At 75.7% G+C, this 20,546-nt stretch carries 18 protein-coding genes; 11 read left to right on the plus strand and 7 right to left on the minus strand.

Annotated elements, in window-relative coordinates:
- The first annotated feature begins 33 nt into the window (after positions 1-33).
- Complete coding sequence (locus RNC47_RS10660; RefSeq protein WP_311597686.1) at positions 34-3,171, plus strand: amidohydrolase family protein; 3,138 nt, start codon at positions 34-36, stop codon at positions 3,169-3,171.
- Positions 3,172-3,196: 25 nt separating this feature from the next.
- Here RNC47_RS10660 and RNC47_RS10665 read toward each other — a convergent pair whose 3' ends face one another.
- The 7 genes from RNC47_RS10665 to RNC47_RS10695 all read right to left on the minus strand — a co-directional run bounded on the left by RNC47_RS10665 (position 3,197) and on the right by RNC47_RS10695 (position 8,699).
- On the minus strand, positions 3,197-4,210 hold the full coding sequence (locus RNC47_RS10665; RefSeq protein WP_394814752.1) for a glycoside hydrolase family 5 protein: 1,014 nt from the start codon (positions 4,208-4,210) through the stop codon (positions 3,197-3,199).
- Between the two features lie 148 nt (positions 4,211-4,358).
- Positions 4,359-4,985 carry a bifunctional 4-hydroxy-2-oxoglutarate aldolase/2-dehydro-3-deoxy-phosphogluconate aldolase gene (locus tag RNC47_RS10670; protein WP_311597687.1) on the minus strand — a complete coding sequence of 209 codons (627 nt, stop codon included), beginning with the start codon at positions 4,983-4,985 and terminating at the stop codon, positions 4,359-4,361.
- The gene (locus tag RNC47_RS10675) at positions 4,982-5,734 is read right to left on the minus strand and encodes an IclR family transcriptional regulator (RefSeq protein WP_311597689.1); all 753 of its coding nucleotides are present in this window, start codon (positions 5,732-5,734) and stop codon (positions 4,982-4,984) included. The genes RNC47_RS10670 and RNC47_RS10675 overlap by 4 nt, the downstream gene beginning before the upstream one ends.
- 11 nt (positions 5,735-5,745) lie before the next feature.
- Positions 5,746-6,735 (minus strand): sugar kinase, encoded by a 990-nt coding sequence (locus RNC47_RS10680; protein WP_311597691.1) that lies wholly within the window; start codon positions 6,733-6,735, stop codon positions 5,746-5,748.
- A 134-nt stretch (positions 6,736-6,869) separates the two neighbouring features.
- Complete coding sequence (locus tag RNC47_RS10685) at positions 6,870-7,718, minus strand: DUF3592 domain-containing protein (RefSeq protein ID WP_311597693.1); 849 nt, start codon at positions 7,716-7,718, stop codon at positions 6,870-6,872.
- A 36-nt stretch (positions 7,719-7,754) separates the two neighbouring features.
- Positions 7,755-8,216 carry a hypothetical protein gene (locus RNC47_RS10690; protein WP_311597695.1) on the minus strand — a complete coding sequence of 154 codons (462 nt, stop codon included), beginning with the start codon at positions 8,214-8,216 and terminating at the stop codon, positions 7,755-7,757.
- A 60-nt stretch (positions 8,217-8,276) separates the two neighbouring features.
- A complete protein-coding gene (locus RNC47_RS10695; RefSeq protein ID WP_311597697.1) occupies positions 8,277-8,699 on the minus strand; it encodes a hypothetical protein in 423 nt (140 codons plus the stop codon).
- A 127-nt stretch (positions 8,700-8,826) separates the two neighbouring features.
- On the opposite strand from RNC47_RS10695, the gene RNC47_RS10700 reads away from it, so the two are divergent.
- From RNC47_RS10700 to RNC47_RS10745, 10 genes are all read left to right on the plus strand, one after another.
- Positions 8,827-10,191 carry a hypothetical protein gene (locus RNC47_RS10700; RefSeq protein WP_311597698.1) on the plus strand — a complete coding sequence of 455 codons (1,365 nt, stop codon included), beginning with the start codon at positions 8,827-8,829 and terminating at the stop codon, positions 10,189-10,191.
- Complete coding sequence (locus RNC47_RS10705) at positions 10,191-11,501, plus strand: hypothetical protein (RefSeq protein ID WP_311597700.1); 1,311 nt, start codon at positions 10,191-10,193, stop codon at positions 11,499-11,501. Before RNC47_RS10700 ends, RNC47_RS10705 begins: the two co-directional genes overlap by 1 nt.
- A gap of 3 nt (positions 11,502-11,504) precedes the next feature.
- On the plus strand, positions 11,505-14,426 hold the full coding sequence (locus tag RNC47_RS10710; protein ID WP_311597702.1) for a hypothetical protein: 2,922 nt from the start codon (positions 11,505-11,507) through the stop codon (positions 14,424-14,426).
- A 201-nt stretch (positions 14,427-14,627) separates the two neighbouring features.
- A complete protein-coding gene (locus RNC47_RS10715; RefSeq protein WP_311597704.1) occupies positions 14,628-15,401 on the plus strand; it encodes a carbonic anhydrase in 774 nt (257 codons plus the stop codon).
- Between the two features lie 325 nt (positions 15,402-15,726).
- Complete coding sequence (locus RNC47_RS10720) at positions 15,727-16,698, plus strand: aldo/keto reductase (protein ID WP_311597706.1); 972 nt, start codon at positions 15,727-15,729, stop codon at positions 16,696-16,698.
- 110 nt (positions 16,699-16,808) lie between these two features.
- Positions 16,809-17,909 carry a lactonase family protein gene (locus RNC47_RS10725; protein WP_311597708.1) on the plus strand — a complete coding sequence of 367 codons (1,101 nt, stop codon included), beginning with the start codon at positions 16,809-16,811 and terminating at the stop codon, positions 17,907-17,909.
- Between the two features lie 250 nt (positions 17,910-18,159).
- On the plus strand, positions 18,160-18,501 hold the full coding sequence (locus RNC47_RS10730) for a hypothetical protein (protein WP_311597710.1): 342 nt from the start codon (positions 18,160-18,162) through the stop codon (positions 18,499-18,501).
- Between the two features lie 43 nt (positions 18,502-18,544).
- Positions 18,545-18,862: a hypothetical protein gene (locus tag RNC47_RS10735; RefSeq protein ID WP_311597712.1), complete on the plus strand. Its 318-nt coding sequence runs from the start codon at positions 18,545-18,547 to the stop codon at positions 18,860-18,862.
- A 3-nt stretch (positions 18,863-18,865) separates the two neighbouring features.
- Positions 18,866-19,246, plus strand: a complete 381-nt coding sequence (locus RNC47_RS10740; protein WP_311597714.1) for a hypothetical protein — start codon at positions 18,866-18,868, stop codon at positions 19,244-19,246.
- A gap of 5 nt (positions 19,247-19,251) precedes the next feature.
- A complete protein-coding gene (locus tag RNC47_RS10745; protein WP_311597716.1) occupies positions 19,252-20,514 on the plus strand; it encodes a hypothetical protein in 1,263 nt (420 codons plus the stop codon).
- Positions 20,515-20,546 lie beyond the last annotated feature (32 nt).

Genomic DNA, 20,546 nt, shown 5'->3' on the forward strand with positions numbered 1-20,546 from the left:
CTCCTGCAAGCACGTCGCACCACAGGAGGCAACATGAGTATCAGCCGTCGCACATTCGCCAAGCGGGGCGGGCAGTTGGCGGTCGGCGCCGCGTGGGTGGCCAGTGGGGCGGCGGGGTTGGCGGCACCGGCGCGGGCGGCCGCGCGCGGGCGGGCCGAGCAGGTGACCGTCAGTGAGATGACCAACGCCTCGGTGGCGCTCTCCCCCGACGGGCGGACCCTCGCGTTGGACCTGCTCAACCTGCTGTGGACCGTGCCCGCCTCCGGCGGCGAGGCCACCCGGCTCACCGGCGTCGAACAGGAGGCGACGGAGCCGGACTTCTCGCCCGACGGCCGCCGGATCGTCTTCGTCTCCTACACCGAGGACAACTTCCACCTGTGGCTGGTCAACACGGACGGGACCGGCCTGCGCCGGCTCACCAGCGGTTCCGCCGACCACCGCGAGCCCCGGTTCTCCCCGGACGGCACCCGGATCGCCTGCGCCGTCGAGACCGGCGGCCGGTACGCCGTCCACGTGCTGCCGGCGGACGGCGGCGAGAGCGAGGTCTGGACCGAGGGAACGGCCCAGGAGGCCCAGCCGGTGTGGACCCCGGACGGCTCCGCGATCGCGTTCACCTCCGGCACCGGCAGCGCGCCCCGGGCCGTCGAGCAGGTCGACGCGTCAGGACGGCGCACCACCCTGGCCACCGTCTCCGAGGGCTTCCTGGCCGGCCCCTCCTTCTCGCCCGACGGCCGCCGCCTCGCCTATGTGCACCTGACCTCCGGCGGGACCGCCCTGGTCGTCGACGGCGAGACCGTCAGCGCGGCGGGCGAGGACGTCTTCCCGTTCCCCGCCCGCTGGATATCCGACGACGAGCTGCTGTACACCGCCGACGGCCGGCCGCGGGCCCGGGTGCTCGGCGGCGCGGCGCGCGACATCCCGTTCACCGCCCGCGTCACCGTGCCGCGCGTCGAAGAGCGCCCGTCCGCCCGGGACTTCGACTCCACCGCGCCCCGGCCGGTCAAGGGGCTCGTGAGCCCGGCCCTCTCCCCCGACGGCACCCGGGTCGCCTTCGCGGCCCTGGGCGACATCTGGATCACCCGCCGCGGCGGCACGCCCGAGGCCGTGGTCTCCGACGGGCACCACAACACCGCGCCCGCCTGGTCCCCGGACGGCCGCACGCTCGTCCACGTCAGCGACCGGACCGGCGCCGAGGAGCTGTGGCTGTACGCGACCGAGGACGGCACCCGACGGCAGCTCACCGCGCTCGACGGCTCCGTCGCCACCCCCGTGTTCAGCCCGGACGGCGCCACCGTCGCCTTCGTCAACTCCGCCGACCTGTACACCGTCGACGTCGCCACGGGCGACCTCCGCAAGGTCACGGGGCCGCTCAACTCCCCGGGCCGCCCCAGCTTCACGGCCGACGGCCGGCGGCTCTCCGCCGCCGTCCTGGTGCCCGTCACCCCGCGCTTCCGCGAGGGCCGCAACCAGATCCTCACCGTCGACCTCGACACCGGCGAGGCGCACTACAGCGAGCCGGTGCCCGGCGCCTCGCTGAGCAACCGCGTCGACGCCGGCCCGGTCCACTCGCCGGACGGCCGCCGGATCGCCTACGTCGTGGGCGGCACGCTGCGGCTCAGCGCGGTCGACGCCGCCGGCCGGCCGACCGGGGAGGCCACCGAGCTCAACGGCGAGACCGCCGACGCCCCCACCTGGAGCGCCGACTCCCGCTCGCTGCTCTACCTGTCCGACGGCCGGCTGCGCCTCGCGGACGCCGACGGCGGCCGCGCCAGGGACGTGCCGGTGCGGCTGACCTGGCGTCAGGCCCGGCCCACCGGGCGCACCGTGATCCGGGCCGGGGCGCTGTGGGACGGCACGGGCGACACGCTGCGCCGCGAGGTCGACATCGTGCTGGACGGCAACCGGGTCGCCGAGGTCGCGCCGCGCGGCGCGGCCCGCACCCGCCCCGGCGACCGGATCGTCGACGCCCGCCACCTCACCGCGCTGCCCGGCATGATCGCCGTGCACGAGCACGGGCCCTGGGGCCGCAACGCCACCAGCCGCCTCTGGCTGTCGTTCGGCGTCACCGCCGTGCGCTCCCCCGGCACCGCCAACTACCACGCGGTCGAGGCCAAGGAGGCCGTCGACTCGGGTCGCCGCACCGGCCCCCGGGTGTTCGCGGCCGGCGACCTCGTCGACGGCTCGCGGGTCTACTACTCCTCGGGCCGGCCGGTGACCGACGAGGCGGAGCTGCGGCGCGAGCTGGCGAAGGCCAGGGCGCTCGGCCACGACCTGGTCAAGACGTACGTCCGGCTGCCCTACACGCTGCAGCGCGCGGCCATCGAGGGCGCGCACCGCCTCGGGCTGCGCACCACCTCGCACTACCTGTTCGGCCCGCTCGCCCTCGGCGGCGACGGCGTGGAGCACATCGGCGGCACCAGCCGCTACGGCCGTCGCCAGAAGGAGACCCACCTCGGGCACACCTACCAGGACGTGACCGGGCCGCTGGTCGGCTCCGGCATGCCCCTCACCCCGACGCTGGGTCTTTCGGGGCTCGGGCTGCCCAGCGTGCGGGGCGGGCTCTACCGGTACGCCGAGTGGGCGCTGGACGACCCGCGGCTGACGGCGCTCATGTCGCCCGCGGAGTACCGGGAGTTCGCCGAGGACGTGGCGGCCGCGCTGGCCGAGGAGCCGGCGGCGGAGGTCGCGTTCGTCCGGCGCCACGCGGAGACGGTCCGCCGGCTGATCGACGCCGGCGGGCGCGTCGTCATCGGCACGGACAGCCCCCTGGTGCCGCCCGCCGTCTACTACCACCTGAACCTGCAGACCCTGGTGCGCAACGGGGTCAGCCCGTACCAGGCGCTGCGCTCGGCCACCGTGGAGGGCGCCCGCGCCCTCGGGCTCAGCGCGGACCTCGGCACCGTGGAGCCGGGCAAGCTGGCGGACCTGGTGCTCGTCGAGGGCGACCCGCTGGCGGACATCGCGGCGGCGGCCGCGGTGCGGCAGGTCGTGGTCGGCGGCACGGTGCACAGCGTGGACGACCTGACGACGGGCCGGGCCGCGACGAGGACCACGGCCACGGCGAGCGCGGGGACCGTCCGCAACGCGGCGCTCCCCGAGGTTCCCCAGGCCCCCGCCCGGGACCGCTTCTGGTGGCACCACGAGGAGCACGCGCCCCACTCCTGCTGCTGACCGGGCGCGGCGGTGGGCCGGGTGGTCAGGAGACGCGGTCCCTGATCCACACCCCGGCCTCCTTGAGGGAGGCCGGGTCGGCCCACCGCCCGCTGTCGCAGGTGCCCGGCTGGAAGACGGCGCCGGAGCGGAAGTCGTCGGAGTAGTTCCAGTTGGTCCAGCTGATGCCCTTCTCCGCCATCAGGTCGAGGTACCGCTGGGCCATGGCGAAGTCGTTCGGGCCGTCGCCGCTGTAGTCCTGGGTGCCGAACTCGGTGACGAACACCGGGAGCCGGTCCGCCGCCCGGGAGAGCGCCTGGAGGTAGGCGTCGCGGTGGGACGCGGCGTAGAAGTGGAAGGTGTACATGATGTTGTCGGCGTCCACCGGGTTCGCCACCACCTCGGACTCGTCGGCGCCGTCCGAGACGCCGAACGAGGACCAGGCCCGGGTGCCGACGAGGACGACGGCGTCGGGGTCCCCGGCGCGCACGACCGGGATCATCTCCTCGGCGTAGCTCCTGATGGCGTCCCAGCTGACGCCGTTGGGCTCGTTGGCGATCTCGTAGAGCACGTTGTCCTGGTCGCCGTGGCGGGCGGTGATGTCGGTGAAGAACCGCTTGGCCAGCTCGGTGTTGGCGTTGGGGTCGCCGGGGGTGAGCAGATGCCAGTCCACGACGACGTACAGGCCGCGCTCGGTCGCCTGGTCGATCACGCGGCTCGCCAGGTCGGTGAAGTACGCGGGGTCGGTCTCGTACCCGTCCTCCTGGACGTAGGTCGACACGCGCACCACGTTCGCCCCCCAGTCCCGGGCGAGGACGTCGAGCGAGGCGCCGGTCACGCAGTTCTCGTACCACTGGGTGCCGTGGGTGCTCATGCCGCGCAGCCGCACCGGCTCGCCGTCCTCGCCGCACAGGGTGGTGCCGCAGACCGCGATCCTTCCGTGCTCCTGGTACGGGGTGGCCGCCTCGGGCGGCGCGGCCCAGACCGAGGCGGATCCGACGACGGCCGCGCAGCCGGCGAGCACGCCGGCGGTCCAGGCGAGGCGATGCGACTTCGGCACGATCCTTACCGTCCTCTCCGGTACGCGGGGCCCGTCGACCGGCCCGCGCGGTGGGGGCGATGGAGCTGAGGTCGTGGTGACCGTACGATCGGCCGCCCACCCGGTCAACGGGCCCCGCGCGCCGGGATCGACGGGCGGCGGCTCTCGTTCAGGGCGTGGCGCGCACCGCCGCGCGCAGGCGGGGCAGGGCCTCGGGGTCGGCGAGGGCGGAGCCGATGGCGACGGCGGAGCAGCCGGCGCGGAGGAAGTCGGCGGCGTTGTCGGGGCCGACTCCGCCGGTGGCGACGAAGTGGACGTCGGGGAAGGGGGCGCGCTGGGCGGTGATCCAGCCGGGGCCGAGCTGTCCGGCGGGGAAGGCCTTGACCCAGGTGAGTCCCGCGGCCTCGGCGGCGGCGATGTCGGTGGCGGTGGCGACGCCCGGCAGGTGCGGCAGCCCGAGCTCACCCGAGGCCGCGACGACGGGCGGGTGCAGCCCGGGGGCGACGGTGAACGCCGCGCCCAGCTCGTGGGCGGCGCGCAGGCGCCGCTCGGTGGTGACGGTGCCGGCGCCGACGTGCCTGCCCTGCTGCCGCGCGGCGTCGACCGCGGCCTCCAGGGAGGGCAGGGCGGCGTCGGACTGGATCGGTATCTCGACCAGGTCGACGCCGAACTCCCAGGCGCGGTGGCAGAGTTCGACGGTGGCCCGGGGGTCGAGGCCGCGGAAGATGCCGATCACCGGGGTCTCGGCCAGGTGGCGGGCGAAGAAGGCGGCGCTGACGTCGGTGGTGGTCGTCATCGGGGGGTTCCCTTCCAGCCGAGCCTGGTGCTGACGCGCTCGGCGGCGGTGCGGAACTCGTCGAGGTGGGCTCGGAGTTCGGTGAGCGGGGCGACGGCGGCCAGCGCCGTCACGGAGATGGCGTGGGTGACCTTGCCGCGCGCGTCGTAGACCGGCAGCGCGACGCAGTTGACGTGTCCCTCGTGTTCGCCGTCGTCCTCGGCCCAGCCCCGGGAGCGGGTCAGGGCGAGCTCCTCGACGAGCGACTCACGGCTGGTGCGGGTGGTCGGGGTGTAGCGCTCGAACGTGGCGCGGTCCAGGATGCGTTGCCGGGTGGCCTCGTCCTGGTGGGCGGTGATCGCCTTGGCGACGGCGGCGGTGTGGGTGCGGGCGGGCAGCCCGATCCGGGAGCCCATGGCGACGCTGCCGCGCCCGTCGACCTTGTCGACGTAGATCACGCGGTCGCCGACGAGTTCGCCCAGGTGCGTGGTGTGGCCGTGGCGCTCGCTCAGCTCCTGGAGCACGGGGTGGGCCAGCGCCCTGGCCTCCACCTGGTCCAGGGCGAGTTGGCCGTAGGCGATCAGCTGGAAGCCCATGGCGTACCGGCCGTCGACGCCCCGGCGGACGAAGCCGGCGTCCTCCAGGGTGCGCAGCAGCCGGAGCGCGGTCGACTTGTGTACCCCGAGCCGGTCGGCGACCTCGGTCAGCGAACGCGACCGGTCCGAGACGAAGCCGACGATCTCGATGGCGCGGGCGACGGTCTGCGACACGGTGCCGCCCCCTATCCGCCGGTCGTGACGCCGCTGGGGGCCGGCTCGTCCACCAACCCGGCGACGATCTCCGCGGCGCGGGGCAGTTCCGCGAGGTCGGAGGCGGAGGCGAGGACCTGGGCCGCGGCGTAGTGCCCGAGCCCCAGGCAGAGCGTCTCCCGGTGGCCGGTGAGCCAGCCGCTGAGCCAGCCGGCGGCGAAGGCGTCGCCCGCGCCGACGGCGTCGACGACCCGCACCCGGCGGGACGGCACGCGGGTGACCCGGCCGCCGGTGAACGCCACCGCCTCGACGGCCGCGTCCTTGACCACCAGGCGCTCGGGCCCGTCGACGAGGGCGCGGACGCTCTCCGCGTCGGTGGTGCCCCACAGCGCCTCGGCCTCGTCCCGGCCGACGAAGACGATGTCGCTGCGCTGGGCGAGCTCGAGCAGCGTCTCGGCGGCGCCGGCGGGCTGGCCCGACCACAGCACCGGGCGGTGGTTGACGTCGAAGCTCACGGGCGCGTCCCCCCAGGGCCGGTCGACCACGATGTGCCTGGCCAGCGCGGCGCAGCTCGGGGAGAGCGCGGGGAGGATCCCGGAGAGGTGCACGACCCGGGGGCGGACGGCGGCGGTCCACGCGGCGACGTCCGCCGGGCCGAGGCCGGCGGCCGCGGAGCCCGAGCGGTAGTAGGAGACGCGGGTGCCCTCGGGGGTCGGGTCCTTGAAGTACACGCCGGTGGGCCGCCCCGGGTCGCGGCGCACGAGTGAGGTGTCGACGCCATGTCCGGCGAGCACGGTGGTGACGAGGTCGCCGAGCCGGTCGGCGCCCAGCGCGCTGGCCCAGTGGGCGCGGTGGCCGAGCTGGGCGAGCGAGGCGGCGACGTTGGACTCGGCGCCGCCGGGGCGCAGCAGGTAGGTGGAGTCGGCGTCGAGGCGGCCGCCGGCCTCGGGGGTGACCATCGCCATGGTCTCGCCGATCGTCAGGACGTCGGTGTGGGCGGCGGGGGTCCGGTGCTCGGTCATCGTGTGTTCACTGCCATCCGCCTTCTCGCTGTCGCCGCACACCTCCACGCGTTGCATCATGTGCAACACCAGTGCGGCATACGCAAAACCTAGGTGGCGTCCGCCGACCGTGTCAACGGGCGGCGGTCTCGGCGTCACAGCAGGACCACGCCCGCCACCATCGCGGCCGTGCCGGCGAGCAGCAGGACGACGATGAAGCCGATGGCCCGCTCGTTCCCGCGGCGCTCGAACGCGAGGTCGGGGGTGTGCACGGTCAGGTCGGAGGGGGCGTAGTGGATGGTGAGCTCACGGCCGAGGGACCGGCTCGGTTCCGGGATGCCGTCGCGGGAGAGGATGGTGACCCGGGTGCCGTCGAGGGTGGTGAAGGTGACGACGGGGGCGTGGTTGACGATCTCGCCGCCCTCGCCGTCGGTGTAGACGTCCCTGGTGACGGCCACGACCCGGGCCGGGACGGCGACGGCCGAGGCCAGCAGGGCGTCGCGGGCGCGCGCCTCGCGGATGTCGGGGCTGACCGCCGCGAAGGCGGTGACCAGCGCGCCGAAGCCGAGCAGCGCCCCCGGCCAGCCCCAGAGGACGGTCGCGTGGACGGCCAGCCCGACGAGCAGCAGGATGACCGCGCAGTTCGGGCCGGCCCGGCCGTGCCGGTCGTCCACGTCGTGGAGCACGACGCGGAACCGGTCGGGCCGGCCGCGCGGGTAGCGCACCGCGACCTCACGGCCCACCCAGGCCACCTCGACGGAGTCGCCGTGCTTGCCGGCGTTGGGCAGGGTGAACTCCCGCCCGGTGGCCGGGTCCCGGAACGCGACCGTCACCGGTATCCCCGGCCGCTTGGAGGCGAGGTGCGCCGGTATTCCCACCGCCACGATCCGCGCCGTCACCCAGACCGCGCGCTGGGCCCGGCTCAGCCCGGCCAGCGAAAGCCCGTAGCCGAGCAGCGCCAGCGCCGAGGGCACCAGCCACCACAGCCGCACCACCTCGTACACGTTCGTCGACCCCGCTTTCCTCGTGCGGGTCGCCGCTCAGAGGTCGACCCGGAACAGGTTGTCGGCCGGGTCGACCACCGCCCCGAGCCGGAGCCCCACCCGCAGGGCGGGGTGGTGCGACCGCTTCCAGGTCGACTCGAACGTCCGGAACCCCGGGCCGCTGACCCGCAGCCCGACGACGACACCGGTCGACTCCCCGTCGTCCCAGTCGGTCAGGCTGGTCACCTCCGCGGTCGCCGCGACCCCGGCGGCGTCGAGCCGCCGGTTGTTCTCCCGTTCGTGGGAGGTGCTGAACCAGATGACGAGGCCCAGGGGCGTGCAGAGCACCGTGCACAGGACGCCCCCGATCAGGAGGCCGGCGCCGGCGAGGACGGCGCCGACCAGCATGACGGGACCGGACCCGACCAGCGCCACGGAGAGGGAGTACAGGAACAGGGCACCGAGCGGACCGATCCTCGACGCCTGGACGGGCCCCGGGCCGTCACCGTCGTCCGTCATCTCGGCCTTCCGTTCGCCCGGCGACGCTCCGCGCCGGCGCCTCGTACGGCGGGGTCGGCGTCACGGCGCCACCCCGTCCCCGGCGTAGAGGTAGCCGCCGGGCCTGGCGGGGTCGGCGACCAGCAGCACCTGGTCGCCGACGCGGGGGATCCGCAGCTTGGAGACGACGGCCTGGAGGGCGATCGACTCGGTCGCCCCGGCCGGCCGGAGGACCAGGTCGACGACCGGGTCGAAGTTGACCAGCCTGCCGGTGTCCCCGATCGACACGACGGCGGCGGGTGTGGTCGGCGCCCCGGCGGCGAGCAACTGCTGGACGTACTGACCGGAGTTGTAGGCGCCGATCGACTGCTGGACCTTGGCGAAGTCCTCGGCCCCGAGGAACGCGCGCATGGTGCGGCCGTAGATGCCCTTGCCGCTCGCCACCTTGCCCGCGATCTCGGCGGCCCGCTCCTCACGGCTCTTGCGCCGTCCGAAGATTCCCATGGCCTCTTTCCCCTCCGGCGATGTCGCCCTCGTTGGGCGTTCCTGCCTGACGGCACGGACACTAGACGGGCGGGAACGCCTACCGATCCCAGGTTCGCCCGCCGCTCTCCCGGCGTACGCTCCTCACATGCCGCCCCCGAGCCCGCCGACCGGTGAGCGCCGACCGCGCGCCCTGGTCATCGACCACGCCTGGCGCGGCCTCGGGCCGGGCGTCGAGCCGTTGAGCGGCCCCGGTGGGGCGCCGCTGACCCGGACGGTCAAGCTGATCGTGCTGCCGCTGGTCGTCAGGCCGACGCTCCGTCCGGAGTTCGCCGGGGACTTCCTCGATCCCGAGCAGGCCGCGCGCCTCGACGGGCTGATCCGGGAGTCCGGAGCGCGACTCGTCGCGACGGCGCGGTGGTTCACGCTGCTCAAGCGGGCCCGCCGGGCGCGGGGCATCGTCTCGGGCCACCCCCAGGACCTGTACTTCCAGCGCTGCTTCGAGCTGGCCACCGAGCACGGACCGCCCGCGGCCGGCGCGGAGGCGACGGCCCTGGCCGTGGTCGAGGAGGTGGCGGATACGGCCGGCGGGCGCACGGTCGAGGCGCTGAGGGAGTATCTGGCGGACGCCGCCCGGCGGGCCCGGCTGGACGGGGAGTTGGCCGCCGCCTGGGTGCGCCGGCCCCCGCCCGCCGACGCGGCCCCGGCGGTGGCGCGGGCCGCCGAGGTGCTGGACGCCTGCGGCGGGCCGGCCCCGGTCGGCGGCGCACCGGCGCACGCCGCCATGGTCGAGGCGGGACACGGAGCGCTGTTCGGCCGGGCCCTGTGGGCGCACACCAGCGGGGTCTGGGGCCGCGACGACCTGCCGACGCATCTGGGGCTGACGGCGCGGCGGTTGCCGGCGCGCCCGGAGGTCGGCCGGGGCGCGGCGACGGCCACGCTGCCCGCGCCGCTCGACCGCTCGCTCGCCGAGCGGCTCTTCGTCGTCCTCCAGTCGTCGGCCAGGCGGGAGGAGTTGCCGGCGCTGCCGGAGCTCGTCGGCCGGGAGGTGGACCGCGGCTGCGCCCCGCTCGGCCTGCACGACGAGACGCTGCGGGTCGCCGTGGTCCTCGGCTGCCGGCTCGCGGCCGGACTCGATCCGCTGGGCAGCGGGGAGCCCGCGACGGGACGCACGGCGGCGCACCGGGCGGTCAACGGCCGCTGGCGGCGGGAGGCTTCGGCCCTCCGCGCCCGCCGCATGACCGTCTCGCCCCGCCCCGACCCGGACGGCGGCGTCCTGGAGGCCCTCGCCCAGGACCTCCGCACCCCGTGGGCCGCCTACACCCGGCGGCTGTGGGTGCGACTGCACGGGCGCGACGTCCGCGACACGCCACTCCCGGATCTGGCAGCGGTCTGGGCGGTGCTCGACGGGGTCGCCCGCTCGGTGATGATGGACCACCGCGCCCGCGTCCGGGCCGCGCTGCGCGGTCTGTCGGCGGCCCCCGCGCGGCCGGCCGGGTCGAGGAGCGCGTGATGGCGCGGGGCGGCGTCGACGTCCGGGTCGCGCGGGACGCGGACGGCACGGTGCGGATCGCCGCCGGGCCCGCCCCGGGCCACGTCGAGGCGTCCGACGATCTCGCCGCCGGGGGCCCCGACTTCACCCGGGCCGTCCTCGACGTCGCGGGCGCCGTGCTGGTCTGGCCGGTACTCGGCGACCCCGGCCCGCCGTCGGCGTGGGTCCACGATCCGGAGCGGGCCCAGCAGTGGCTGTGGGCGCTCTACGGCGAGCGCGTCGCCGCCGCCGTGCACGACCGGCCGGCGCGGGACCTGGGCGGCGTGCGGGTGGCGGCGGAGCCGACCGCACTCGCGGGCGGCGCCGCCCGGCTCGGCCTCGGGCACTGGGCGGCCCGGTGGTGGCCGGCGTCGTACCCGGACGGCATACCGGCGCTCGAACCCGACGTGCACGGCCTGGAGTTGGCCGCGCTCACGCACCGCTGCCAGCAGCTCTTCGACGACGGGGACGATCAGCCCGACGACTGCGCGGCCCACCTGGTCGGAGAGCACCGGGCCGCGCTCGACCCCCTCGTCCGGTGGTGGCTCGGGGCACCGGGGCCGGCCACCACGGCACGCCGGCTGGAGAGCGTGCTGCGGCTGATCGACGCCGCCGCGGACGGCGCCGGCCTCGACGGGCCCGAGCTGCGCCGCCTCCGGTCGGCGCTGGAGCGGCACGGCCCGGCCGGCGCGCCGGTCGACCCCGGCGAACTCTTCGCCCCGCACGACCGCTACGCCCTCGCGGCCGGCGAACCACCCACCGCGGGCGGCCGGGTGATCGCCCGTGGCTCGGGCATCAACGACTGGCGCCGCTACCCGCCCGGCCTCGTCGACGCGGCCGAGAGCGCGGTGTCCTGGACCGTGCGCGCGCTCGGCGCGCGCCGGCGGATCGAGGTCGAGGTCCTCGCGCTCGGCACGGCACCCGCCGCCGGCGCGCCCCTCTTCGCCGAGGTCCTGGTGAACGGTGGCGGCCCGCTGCGGGTGCCCCTCACCGGACGGTACGACCTGTGGACCGGCGGTTTCGAGCTGGGCCCGGAGCTGGGCCCGGAGCCGGCGGCCGGGGCCACGCCGCCGCGCGTCGAGGTCGGCGTCCTGCTGCCCGGCTTCGACCCGGGCCCCGGCCCGTCGGGCGAGGCCGACGCCCGCGCCGCCCGGGAAGCCGTCCGCGCCCTGGTCGGACGGCGGCTGGCCGCCGCGGCGCGGCCGCCGGCCTACGAGGGGTCGCCGCACGACACCCCCACCGCGCCGTTCCTCGCCGAGACCACCGCCGCCACCACCGACGAGGAGTACTGACCCGTGCCGGACGAGGACCAGGACGAGGGCACGGGGGTGCCCCGGCTGTACGGGGAGCCGTTCGACGGCGGCTTCGCCCTGGCCGAGGAGCACCAGCGGGCGGCCGATCTCACGGCCGCCCGCGCCGTCTACGAGGAGTTGCTCACCGTGGCCGAGTCCTTCCAGGACTCGCCCGACGTGCGGTTCCTGCGGGCGCATCTGCTGTCCGACCTCGCCAGCGTCCGGCTCACCGCCACGGACCTGGCCGGGGCCGAGGACGCCGTCGGGCGCTCCCGCGGGCTGCTCGACTCCGTCGCGTCGGCGCCGATGGGGCCGCGCGGCCGTCAGCTGTGGCTCGAGGTCCTGCTGAAGACGCTGCTCGCCGGGGCCGACCTGCTGCGCACCAGGGGACGGCTCGACGAGGCGGGGGCCTGTCTCGACGAGGCGGCGGCGAGGCTGCCCGAGTTCGACGATCCCGAGGGGGTGCGCGCCGCCGAACTCGGCCTGAACCGGGTGCATCTGCTGATGGAGCGGGCCGAGTGGGGAGCGGCCGAGGAGCAGGCGACGGCGCTGCTGTCCACCCTGCCGTCGACGGCGGTGGAGACCGCGCCGCGGCTGCTGACCGCCCTCGGCCTGATCTGCGCCGCGACCGGGCGGTTCGACCCGGCCGAGGACCACCTCGCCCGGGCGGCGGACGGCTACCGGGCACTCGGCGACGCGGGTGAGCAACACTCGCTGCTCGCCAACCGGGGCTACGTGGCGCTGCGCCGCGGTGAACTCGACCTGGCGGAGCGGTTGTTCGCCGAGGCGTCGGCGTTCTTCGAGCGGCACCGGCGGTTTGGTGACCTGGCGGTCTGCGAACAGGCCCGGGCCTTCCTCGCCGGCCGGCGCGGCGACCTGGCCCGCGCCGGCGACCTGACGGCGGCGAGCCTGGCCCGGTTCGAACGGCTCGGCGCCTCGATCGCCGCCGCGGACACCATGCTGCTGGGCGCCCAACACGCCTACGAGCGGGGCGACATCGCCGAGATGCGGCGGCTGGCCCAGGCGGCCCGCGACGTGTACCAGGAGCGGGAGGTGCCCGAGCGGTGCGCGCAGGTCGACCTGATGCTCGCGCGGACCATCGAGGACAACCTGAACCGGACCGACCACGGCGCCCACGAGCGGCGGTCCGTCGACACCGCGCTCTCCCTCGCCGTGCCCGCCGCGCTGGCCCTCCAGGCGGCGCGCTACGACTTCGCCACCGCGCACGCCCGCAGCCAGTGGCTCCGACTGGCCGAGGACGCCATGGAGTTGGTGTTCCGTCTGGCCATGCGCCGGCAGGACCAGGGGCTGCTGTTCGAACTGGTGGAACACCGCAGCGCGGGTGCCTCGCTGGCCCTGGACCGCACCGCGCCGGCGCCGCCAGCCGGGCCCGCGGAGGAGACCGGCTCGGTCTTCCCGACCGCGGCCATGAAGACGTACGGGTCCGCCGAGGGACCGATGACGCTCGGCGGGGTGGCCGCGGAGGCCGCCGTCTCCGCCGGCCTGCGGGTGGCCCCGCCGCCGAAGGTGCGGATGTCGGCGGAGTCCGACCGGGTCGCGCTCCAGGAGTACGTCGCGGCGGCCGAGTTCCGCTATCACCGCCGGATCGTGAGCGAGGAGGAGGTGCCGTTCTGGGCCACCGACGACCTGACGAGCCGCCCGGTGGTCCAGATCCGCCTGGTCGACGCCGGCGACCTGTTCATGACCTGGATCTGGGCCGGCGGTGCCCGCGGCCACGGCACGGGACACGGGCCCGCCGACGAGGTCGACCGGGCGGTGCGCGCGCTGACCGCCGCGCTGCCGGGGGCGGGCGAGGGCGCGGAGGGCATGCGGCGCGCGGTGGTCGCGGGCGCCCTGGCCGACCCCCGGGACGAGCGGCGGCTCGCGTGGCTGCTGGCCGAGGCGCTGTGGCCGGCGGGCCTGACGGCGCAGATCCGGCAGGTGTCGGCGCGCGTGGGCCGTCCGCTGGTGCGGATCCAGCCGTCGCCCCGGGTCGCCCAGGTCCCCTGGGAGTTGCTCGCCGTCGACGACGACAACGACGTCCGGCTGATCGAGCTGGCGGACGTCGTGACCACCGCGCCGGCGTCGTCGCGGTCCCGGCACGCCCCGGCGCGCCCGACACCGGACGCGGACCCCGGCCCCGGCACCGCCCCGGTCGTTCTCGTCCTCGACCCCCGGGTCCCCGGTTTCCGGGCCGACTCCTCGCTCGGCTCCGTGCTGGGACGGCCGGGTTCCGACCCGGAGTTGCTGGCGCTCGTCCGGCGCCGGCTCGACGCGGGCCCCGTGGCGCCGTCCCTCACCACCCCGGCGGACGGCTTCCGCCGCACCGACCTGGACCGGGACTGGCTGAGCGACGTGCTGCGCGGCGGGGCCCGCAGACTCGTCTACGTCGGGCACGTGAGCGGCGCGCCGGTCGAGGGCGGGCAGAGCGAGGACGGCGCGCTCCACCTGTGCTGCGGCCCCGGCACCACCGGCCTGGCCGAGCCGGTCCGGGCCCACCGGCCACTGTCCGCCAAGGACCTCCTGCTGGGCACCCTTCCGCTGCGTGCCGACGGGGAGCCGGGCGCGCGGCTCTGGCCGGCGCCGCCCCGGGTCGCCCTCATCGGCTGCGAGAGCGGTGGCGACCTCCGGTTCGCCGAGTCGTTCGGCCTGGCCACGGCGATGATCCACAACGGCGCCGAACTGGTCACCGCCACCCGCTGGGTGCTGCCGACCAGCTTCGCTTTCCACCGTCTCGCCGGCCTGCCGGAGTCCGTCCGCCCGCTGACGGAGGCGGTCGTCGCCGTCGACACCGCCCACGAACACCCCGACCCCGTGGCCCGGTTGGGCCGCTGGCAGCGCGAACGACTCGACCACTGGCGCGCCGCCGGCCGGATCGAACACTCGCCCCTGCTGTGGGCGGCGCTGACCTGCGTCACCCGGTGACCCCACCGCAGGGCCGGATGGAATCACACGATCCGCTTGCCCTATTCAAATGATTACCCGATTTTGATCACTCTTGATCATCTCTTTTCCATGCGCTGGTGGGCCACATCCAAGGCTTGGGGCGGCACCAGCCCGGTGCCTCGTCGACTCGACCCCTCAACGAGGTGCGCCCACATGTCCCCTCGCGTCACGCGCGCGCGTATGTCCGCCATAGCCGGAGTCACCACCCTCACCGTCGTCACGGCCGCCTTCAGCCCGGGGAGCCACGACACGGCCAGCGCCGCCTCCCCCGTCCACTGGAGCTACCGCGGCCACACCGGGCCTGAGTACTGGGCGACGCTCTCGGAGGACTTCGCGGCCTGCGGCGAGGGCCGGGAGCAGTCGCCCATAGATCTCCCGGAGGACTCCGCGATCGACGCCTCGACCGACGCGGCCATCACCATCGACTACGAGCCCGTGACCGCGGACCTGGTGAACAACGGCCACACCGTGCAGGCCAACGTGTCCCCCGGCAGCCGGATCATCGTCCAGGGGACGGCCTACGACCTGCGGCAGTTCCACTTCCACCTCCCGAGCGAGCACACGGAGGACGGCGAACACACCGCGATGGAGGTGCACTTCGTCCACGCGGACGCGGAGGGCGATCTCGCCGTCGTCGGCGTGCTGATGGAGAAGGAGGGGGGAGAGTCCGCCTTCACGGACCTCTGGCGGAACCTGCCGACCGAGGAGGGCGACGAGGCGGCGATCGACGAGCCGTTCGACCTCACCGAGTTCCTGCCGGACGACCGCGACCAGTACCAGTACGACGGTTCCCTGACGACCCCGCCGTGCACCGAGGGCGTGCGGTGGATCGTGCTCGACGACCCGGTCTCCGTCACCCCGCGTCAGGTCGCCGCCTACCGGCAGATCTTCCACACGAGCAACCGGCCGACCCAGCCGCTCAACGACCGACTGGTGACGGTCGTCGAGGACTGACGACGGCGTCGGAGCACGCCGTACTCCTCGGTGAAGACCGCCGGCGCCGGCCGGCACGGTCAGCTCGGCGGTCAGCACGTTGCCCTCCCGCACGGTGACGTCCCCGGCGCCGGTGCGCCGCAGCCGGAGGCGGCCGAGGCCGGCGGTCCAGGCGCCGCCCGGGCGTCGCCGCCCGGCCCGGCACGGCGCCGCGCTCGCCGTCACCGACGAAGGCGTGGCGCACGAGCCGGAGGATCACCTCGCGGCCGCGTGTCAGCGCCCGGTTCCCCGGCTCGGCACCCCATGCTGATCAGGGCCGTCGACGTGCCGAGCAGGGGAGCGCGATATGAGGCTGGTCACGCTGGGAGAGCTGGAGGTCTCCGCCCTCGGCCTGGGCGCCATGGGGCTGACCGAGTACGCTCCGGGCGGCGCGGAGGACGAGGCGGAGGCCGTTCGCGCCGTCCACCGGGCCCTGGACCTGGGCGTCAACCACATCGACACGGCCGAGGTCTACGGCCCCTACGACAACGAGGGACTGCTGGGCCGCGCCCTGCGCGGCCGGCGTGACGAGGTGGTGCTGGCCAGCAAGTTCGGGATCCTCTCGCACACCGGCCACGGCCCGGTGGACGGCAGGCGGGCCAATGTGCGGCTCGCCCTCGAGGGATCGCTGCGCCGGCTCGGCACCGACCACGTCGACCTCTACTACCAGCACGGCGAGGACCCCGACGTGCCCGTCGAGGAGACCGTCGGCGCCCTCGCCGAGCTGGTCGGCGAGGGCAAGATCCGGGCGGTCGGCCTGTGCGAGGTCCGGGCCGACACGATCCGCCGGGCCCACGCCGTCCACCCGCTGGCCGCCGTGCAGACGGAGTACTCGCTGTGGACCCGCGGCGCGGAGGCGTGGCTGCTGCCGCTCCTGCGCGATCTTGGCATCGCCCCGGTGTGCGCGGCACCGCTCGGCCACGGCTTCCTCACCGGCCGGATCCGCGCCCCCGAGTACTTCGCCCACCGCGACCGGCGCCGGCACAACCCCCGCTTCAGCGCGGAGAACCTGCCGCACAACCTCCGGATCGCGGACGAACTGGCCGCCGTCGCCGAGGAGTTGGACGCCACCCCGGCGCAGGTCGCGCTGGCCTGGCTGCTGGCCCACGGCAGCGACATCACCGCCGTCCCCGGGGCGCGGCGCGCGGAGTTCGTGACCGAGAACGTCGCCGCGGCACGGCTCGCCCTCCCCCACCCGCAGATGGCCCGCCTCAACCGGCTGCCGGCGCCCGCCGGCGCCCCGTTGACCGACACCCGCGCCTGGCGGTTCGGCCACTGACGCGGCCCACCCCGGCGGTCCCCGGACCTTGACGCCGCGGGGCGCGGCGGGAAGCCTCCTGTCCCGGAGCCGACCGGCCGGCCGACCGGGAGAGACGAGAGAGGTACCCCATGACATCCGTGCCCCTCACCCGCCGGACCGTCGGCCCGGCGCGCGTCTACCTCGGGGCCTACACCGGCGACGACGCCGAGCGCGGCATCGGGGTCGCCCGGGTCGACGACGCCACCGGCGCGCTCCGGCTCGACGCCGTGACGCCCGCCGCGGACCCGTCGTTCCTGGCCCTCGCCTCGTCGGGTCGCGTGCTGTACGCGGTGCACGAGACCGGCGGCGAGGGCCGGGTGTCGGCGTTCTCCCTCGACCGGGACGGCGGCGTCACGGGCGTCCTGGGGAGCTGCCCGAGCGGCGGCGGCGCGCCGTGCCACCTCAGCGTGCACCCGGCGGGCCGGCACCTGTTCACCGCCAACTACGCGACGGGCACCGTCGGGGTGGTGACGCTCGCGCCCGACGGCGCGCCCCTGGAGGTGAGCCAGGTCGTCCGGCACGTCGGGTCGGGTCCCGACCCGGACCGGCAGGAAGGACCGCACGCGCACATGGTGCTGACCGACCCGGCCGCCCCCGACCGCGTGCTGGCCGTCGACCTCGGCACCGACTCCGTCCACGGCTATGCCTTCGACGCCGCCCGGGGCCGGCTGACCAGCGAGCGGGAGACGCGGCTGGCGCCCGGCTCCGGGCCCCGGCACCTGGCGCTGCATCCCGTGGCGGGCGCCGCCTACGTGCTGGGCGAGCTGGACTCCACCCTCACCGCCTGCGCGTACGACCGGGCCACCGGCGCCCTCACGCCCGGGCCCGTCGTCTCCCTGCTGCCCGCCGGCGTCTCCCCGGCGGGCAACATGCCCGCCGAGGTGCTGGTCTCCTCCGACGGCCGGTTCGTGTACGCCTCCAACCGGGGCCACGACAGCGTCGCGGTCTTCGCCGTCACCGGGTCGGAGGGCACCGGGCTGCGGCTTCTCGGCCACCATCCGTGCGGCGGGCGGGGCCCACGCCACCTGAGCCTGGACCCCGACGAGCGGTGGATGTTCGTGGCGAACCAGGACTCCGGCTCCGTCGCGGTCCTCGCCCGGGACCCCGCCACCGGCGCACTCGCCCCCTCGGCCGCGCCGCTGCCCTACCCGGAGGTCGTCTGCGTGCTCCCGAAGGCCCCGGTGGCCTGAGGCCGGCCAGGCCGCGCGCCCCGCCGCCCCCGTTCCTGCGCGAACTCGGGGAACGCGTGTCCGGACCCGTGTCCGGATCCGTGTCCCGACACGCCGCTGACCAGGCCGGACGCCGGTTGGCTGTCCGGGACAGCCGACGACCGTTGCCCGGCGCCGTTCGACCGCCACAGACTCGATTCCGCCGCCGACGGGCCGAGTTCGAGCCCCCGATCGGCGGAGTCCGAGCCAGTCCGAACGAGGGGGAACGGCGATGAGCGACGAGGTGAAGCTCGCTCCCGAAGAGGTCGACCGGGTCATGGGCGTCATCCAGCAGGCGTACACGGACATGGCAGGGGTGGCCGCCGGGATCGGCGCCCACAGCGCCAACGTGAGCTCCGCCTACCACGGCGGTGGCACCAGCAGGGCCGTGGCGACCTACGAGGACCTGGGACGCGCCGGGCAGGCGCTGGCCCACGTGCTGGACGGGCTGTCGCAGGACCTGGGGCTGACGGCGAACACCGGCCGGGAGACGGACGCGGACGCGTCGAGCGTGCTGAACGGCGTCGACACCTCCGGCATCCGGATCGACGCGGGCGTGGCCCAGGGCCTCTGACCGGCACAGCGCGACGAGCAACGACGACGAAAGGCAGGGGGACATGACGTACGGCGGCGACATCATCAGGTTTGCCAACGAGGGCCTCGACGCGATCCAGACGCAGACGAGGAGCCAGCAGGACCAGTACACCGAGATCTGGAACAACGTGCACACGCAGCTGCTCGGCCTGGTCGAGCAGGGGCAGGTGGACGCCAGCATCGGGCAGGTGCTCAACGAGCGCGACGAGCAGTTCCGCCGCGAGTCCGCCGGGTTCGACGACGGGGTGACCGCGCAGAACACCGCGCTGCGCGACGTGCAGACGATCGGCAACGAGGGCGGCGCCGCGATGGTGCGGGCGGCCATGGGCGGCGGGCGCTGAGCCATGACCGAATCAGGCGACGTGGACCTCAACCCCGGCGCGGCGCGGCAGGCGGGGGATCAGGCCCGGGACAGCGAGCGACTCGCCGCGATGCGGGCGGCGTTCGGCGGTGTCGGCGGCGCCCGCGGGCTGTTCGGTGACGTGCCGGGCGGCGACCTCGCCGAGCGGGCGCTGGAGTCGGCCGCCGCCACCATGGCGGACGAGCTGGGCCGGACCGGGCTGACCGTGCAGGACATCAGCGACAGCGCCTACCTGATGGCCGAGATCGCCGACGAGACCGACCAGGCGGCGCACGGCCGGCTCGTCGCGGCGGGCGCGGCCGCCCAGCGCCGGTCCCCCGCCCCGGGCGGGGCGCCGGCGCCCTCGACGAACGGATCGGAGTGAGGGCGATGGCGACCGACGAGGAGTTCATGGCAGTCATCGCGCGCATTCTCAGCGCCCAGCACGTGTCGATCCACGCGGTGGCCGAGGCGTGGACCGCGCTGGCCGCCGCGGGGACCACCGAGCGGGACCGGCTCGCGAACGCCGCCGCGAACGCCGAGGCCGAGCGGGGCGCCGGGCTCGCCGAGCTCGCCGACCGGCTCGGCGGCACGGCGGCCTGGGCCGAGGGCGCGAGCGCCGTGGCCCAGCAGGTCGCCGGCCAGCTGCGCACCGCGGGGGAGGCGGCGGCCCGGGCCACGGAGCGGGCGTTGACCCTGCTGGTCGAGTACGAGGCGGCCCAGGTGGACCTGCCGGCCGACGCGATCAGCCCGGCCATGGTGAGCGCGGCGATGCGCGGAGAGGCGGAACAGGAGCGGCTGCTCGCGGAGGCCCGCGGCGTGCTGGAGCAACTCAGCCAGGACGTGAGCAGGGTGACCGGCGGCGACGCGCCGGCCGCCCCCGAGCGGAGCGGCACGGTCAGGGCGGACGCCACCCGGGAGACCGCGGCCAGAAGCGACGCCCAGCGCGCCACGGCCGACGACCGGCCAGAAAGCGAAAGGTCCGGCCCGACGGCGGCCGACCGGGACAACATGATCGAGGGGCACCCGCCGTCCCCCAACGCCCAGACGACGGACGGACAGTACCCCTCGTACCTCTCGGTACTGGGCCCGGAGGCCGGCGAGTTCGACGGCTGGGTGCAGAGCCCCAACACCGGCTACCTGGTCGATCCGGCGACGGGCCGGGAGTTCGACCCGGGCAGCGGCCGGTGGATCGACCCCGTCACCGGGCTGCCGTTCGGGGAGTCCACCGAGTACGCGACCCGGCTCTCCGGGCTCGGCACCGGGCCCAGCGCGATGGCCACCGGCATCGGCCTCGCCGCGCTCGGCGGCGGCGCGGGGGCCGTCGGCGGGGGCGGCGGGCTCGGCGGGCTGTACGGCGGGGTGCTGCCGCCGAGCGTGGCCCACCCGGGTCCCGCGCAGCAGCAGGTCATCCGCGAGGCGCAGCGCAACCTGGGCCAACGCGCCGCGGTCGCCCAGCGGTTCGCGATGCGCGAGGCGGCGCAGGGCGGTCGGCCGTTCGCCCCGCCACCGGCCGCGATGGGCGCGGCGGGCCGGTCGAACGGTGAGGGGTCCCGCGAGTCGGGCCGGCAGGGCCGGCCCACCGACCTCACCGAGGACCCCGACGTGTGGTCCGCGCACCGGCGGGCCGCCAACGGCGTGCTGGGCGAGTAGGCGGGACGAGCAGGCACGAGAGAGGGGGAAAG

The organism is Streptomyces millisiae, from assembly GCF_031845425.1.
Taxonomy (GTDB): Bacteria; Actinomycetota; Actinomycetes; order Streptomycetales; family Streptomycetaceae; genus Streptomyces; species Streptomyces millisiae.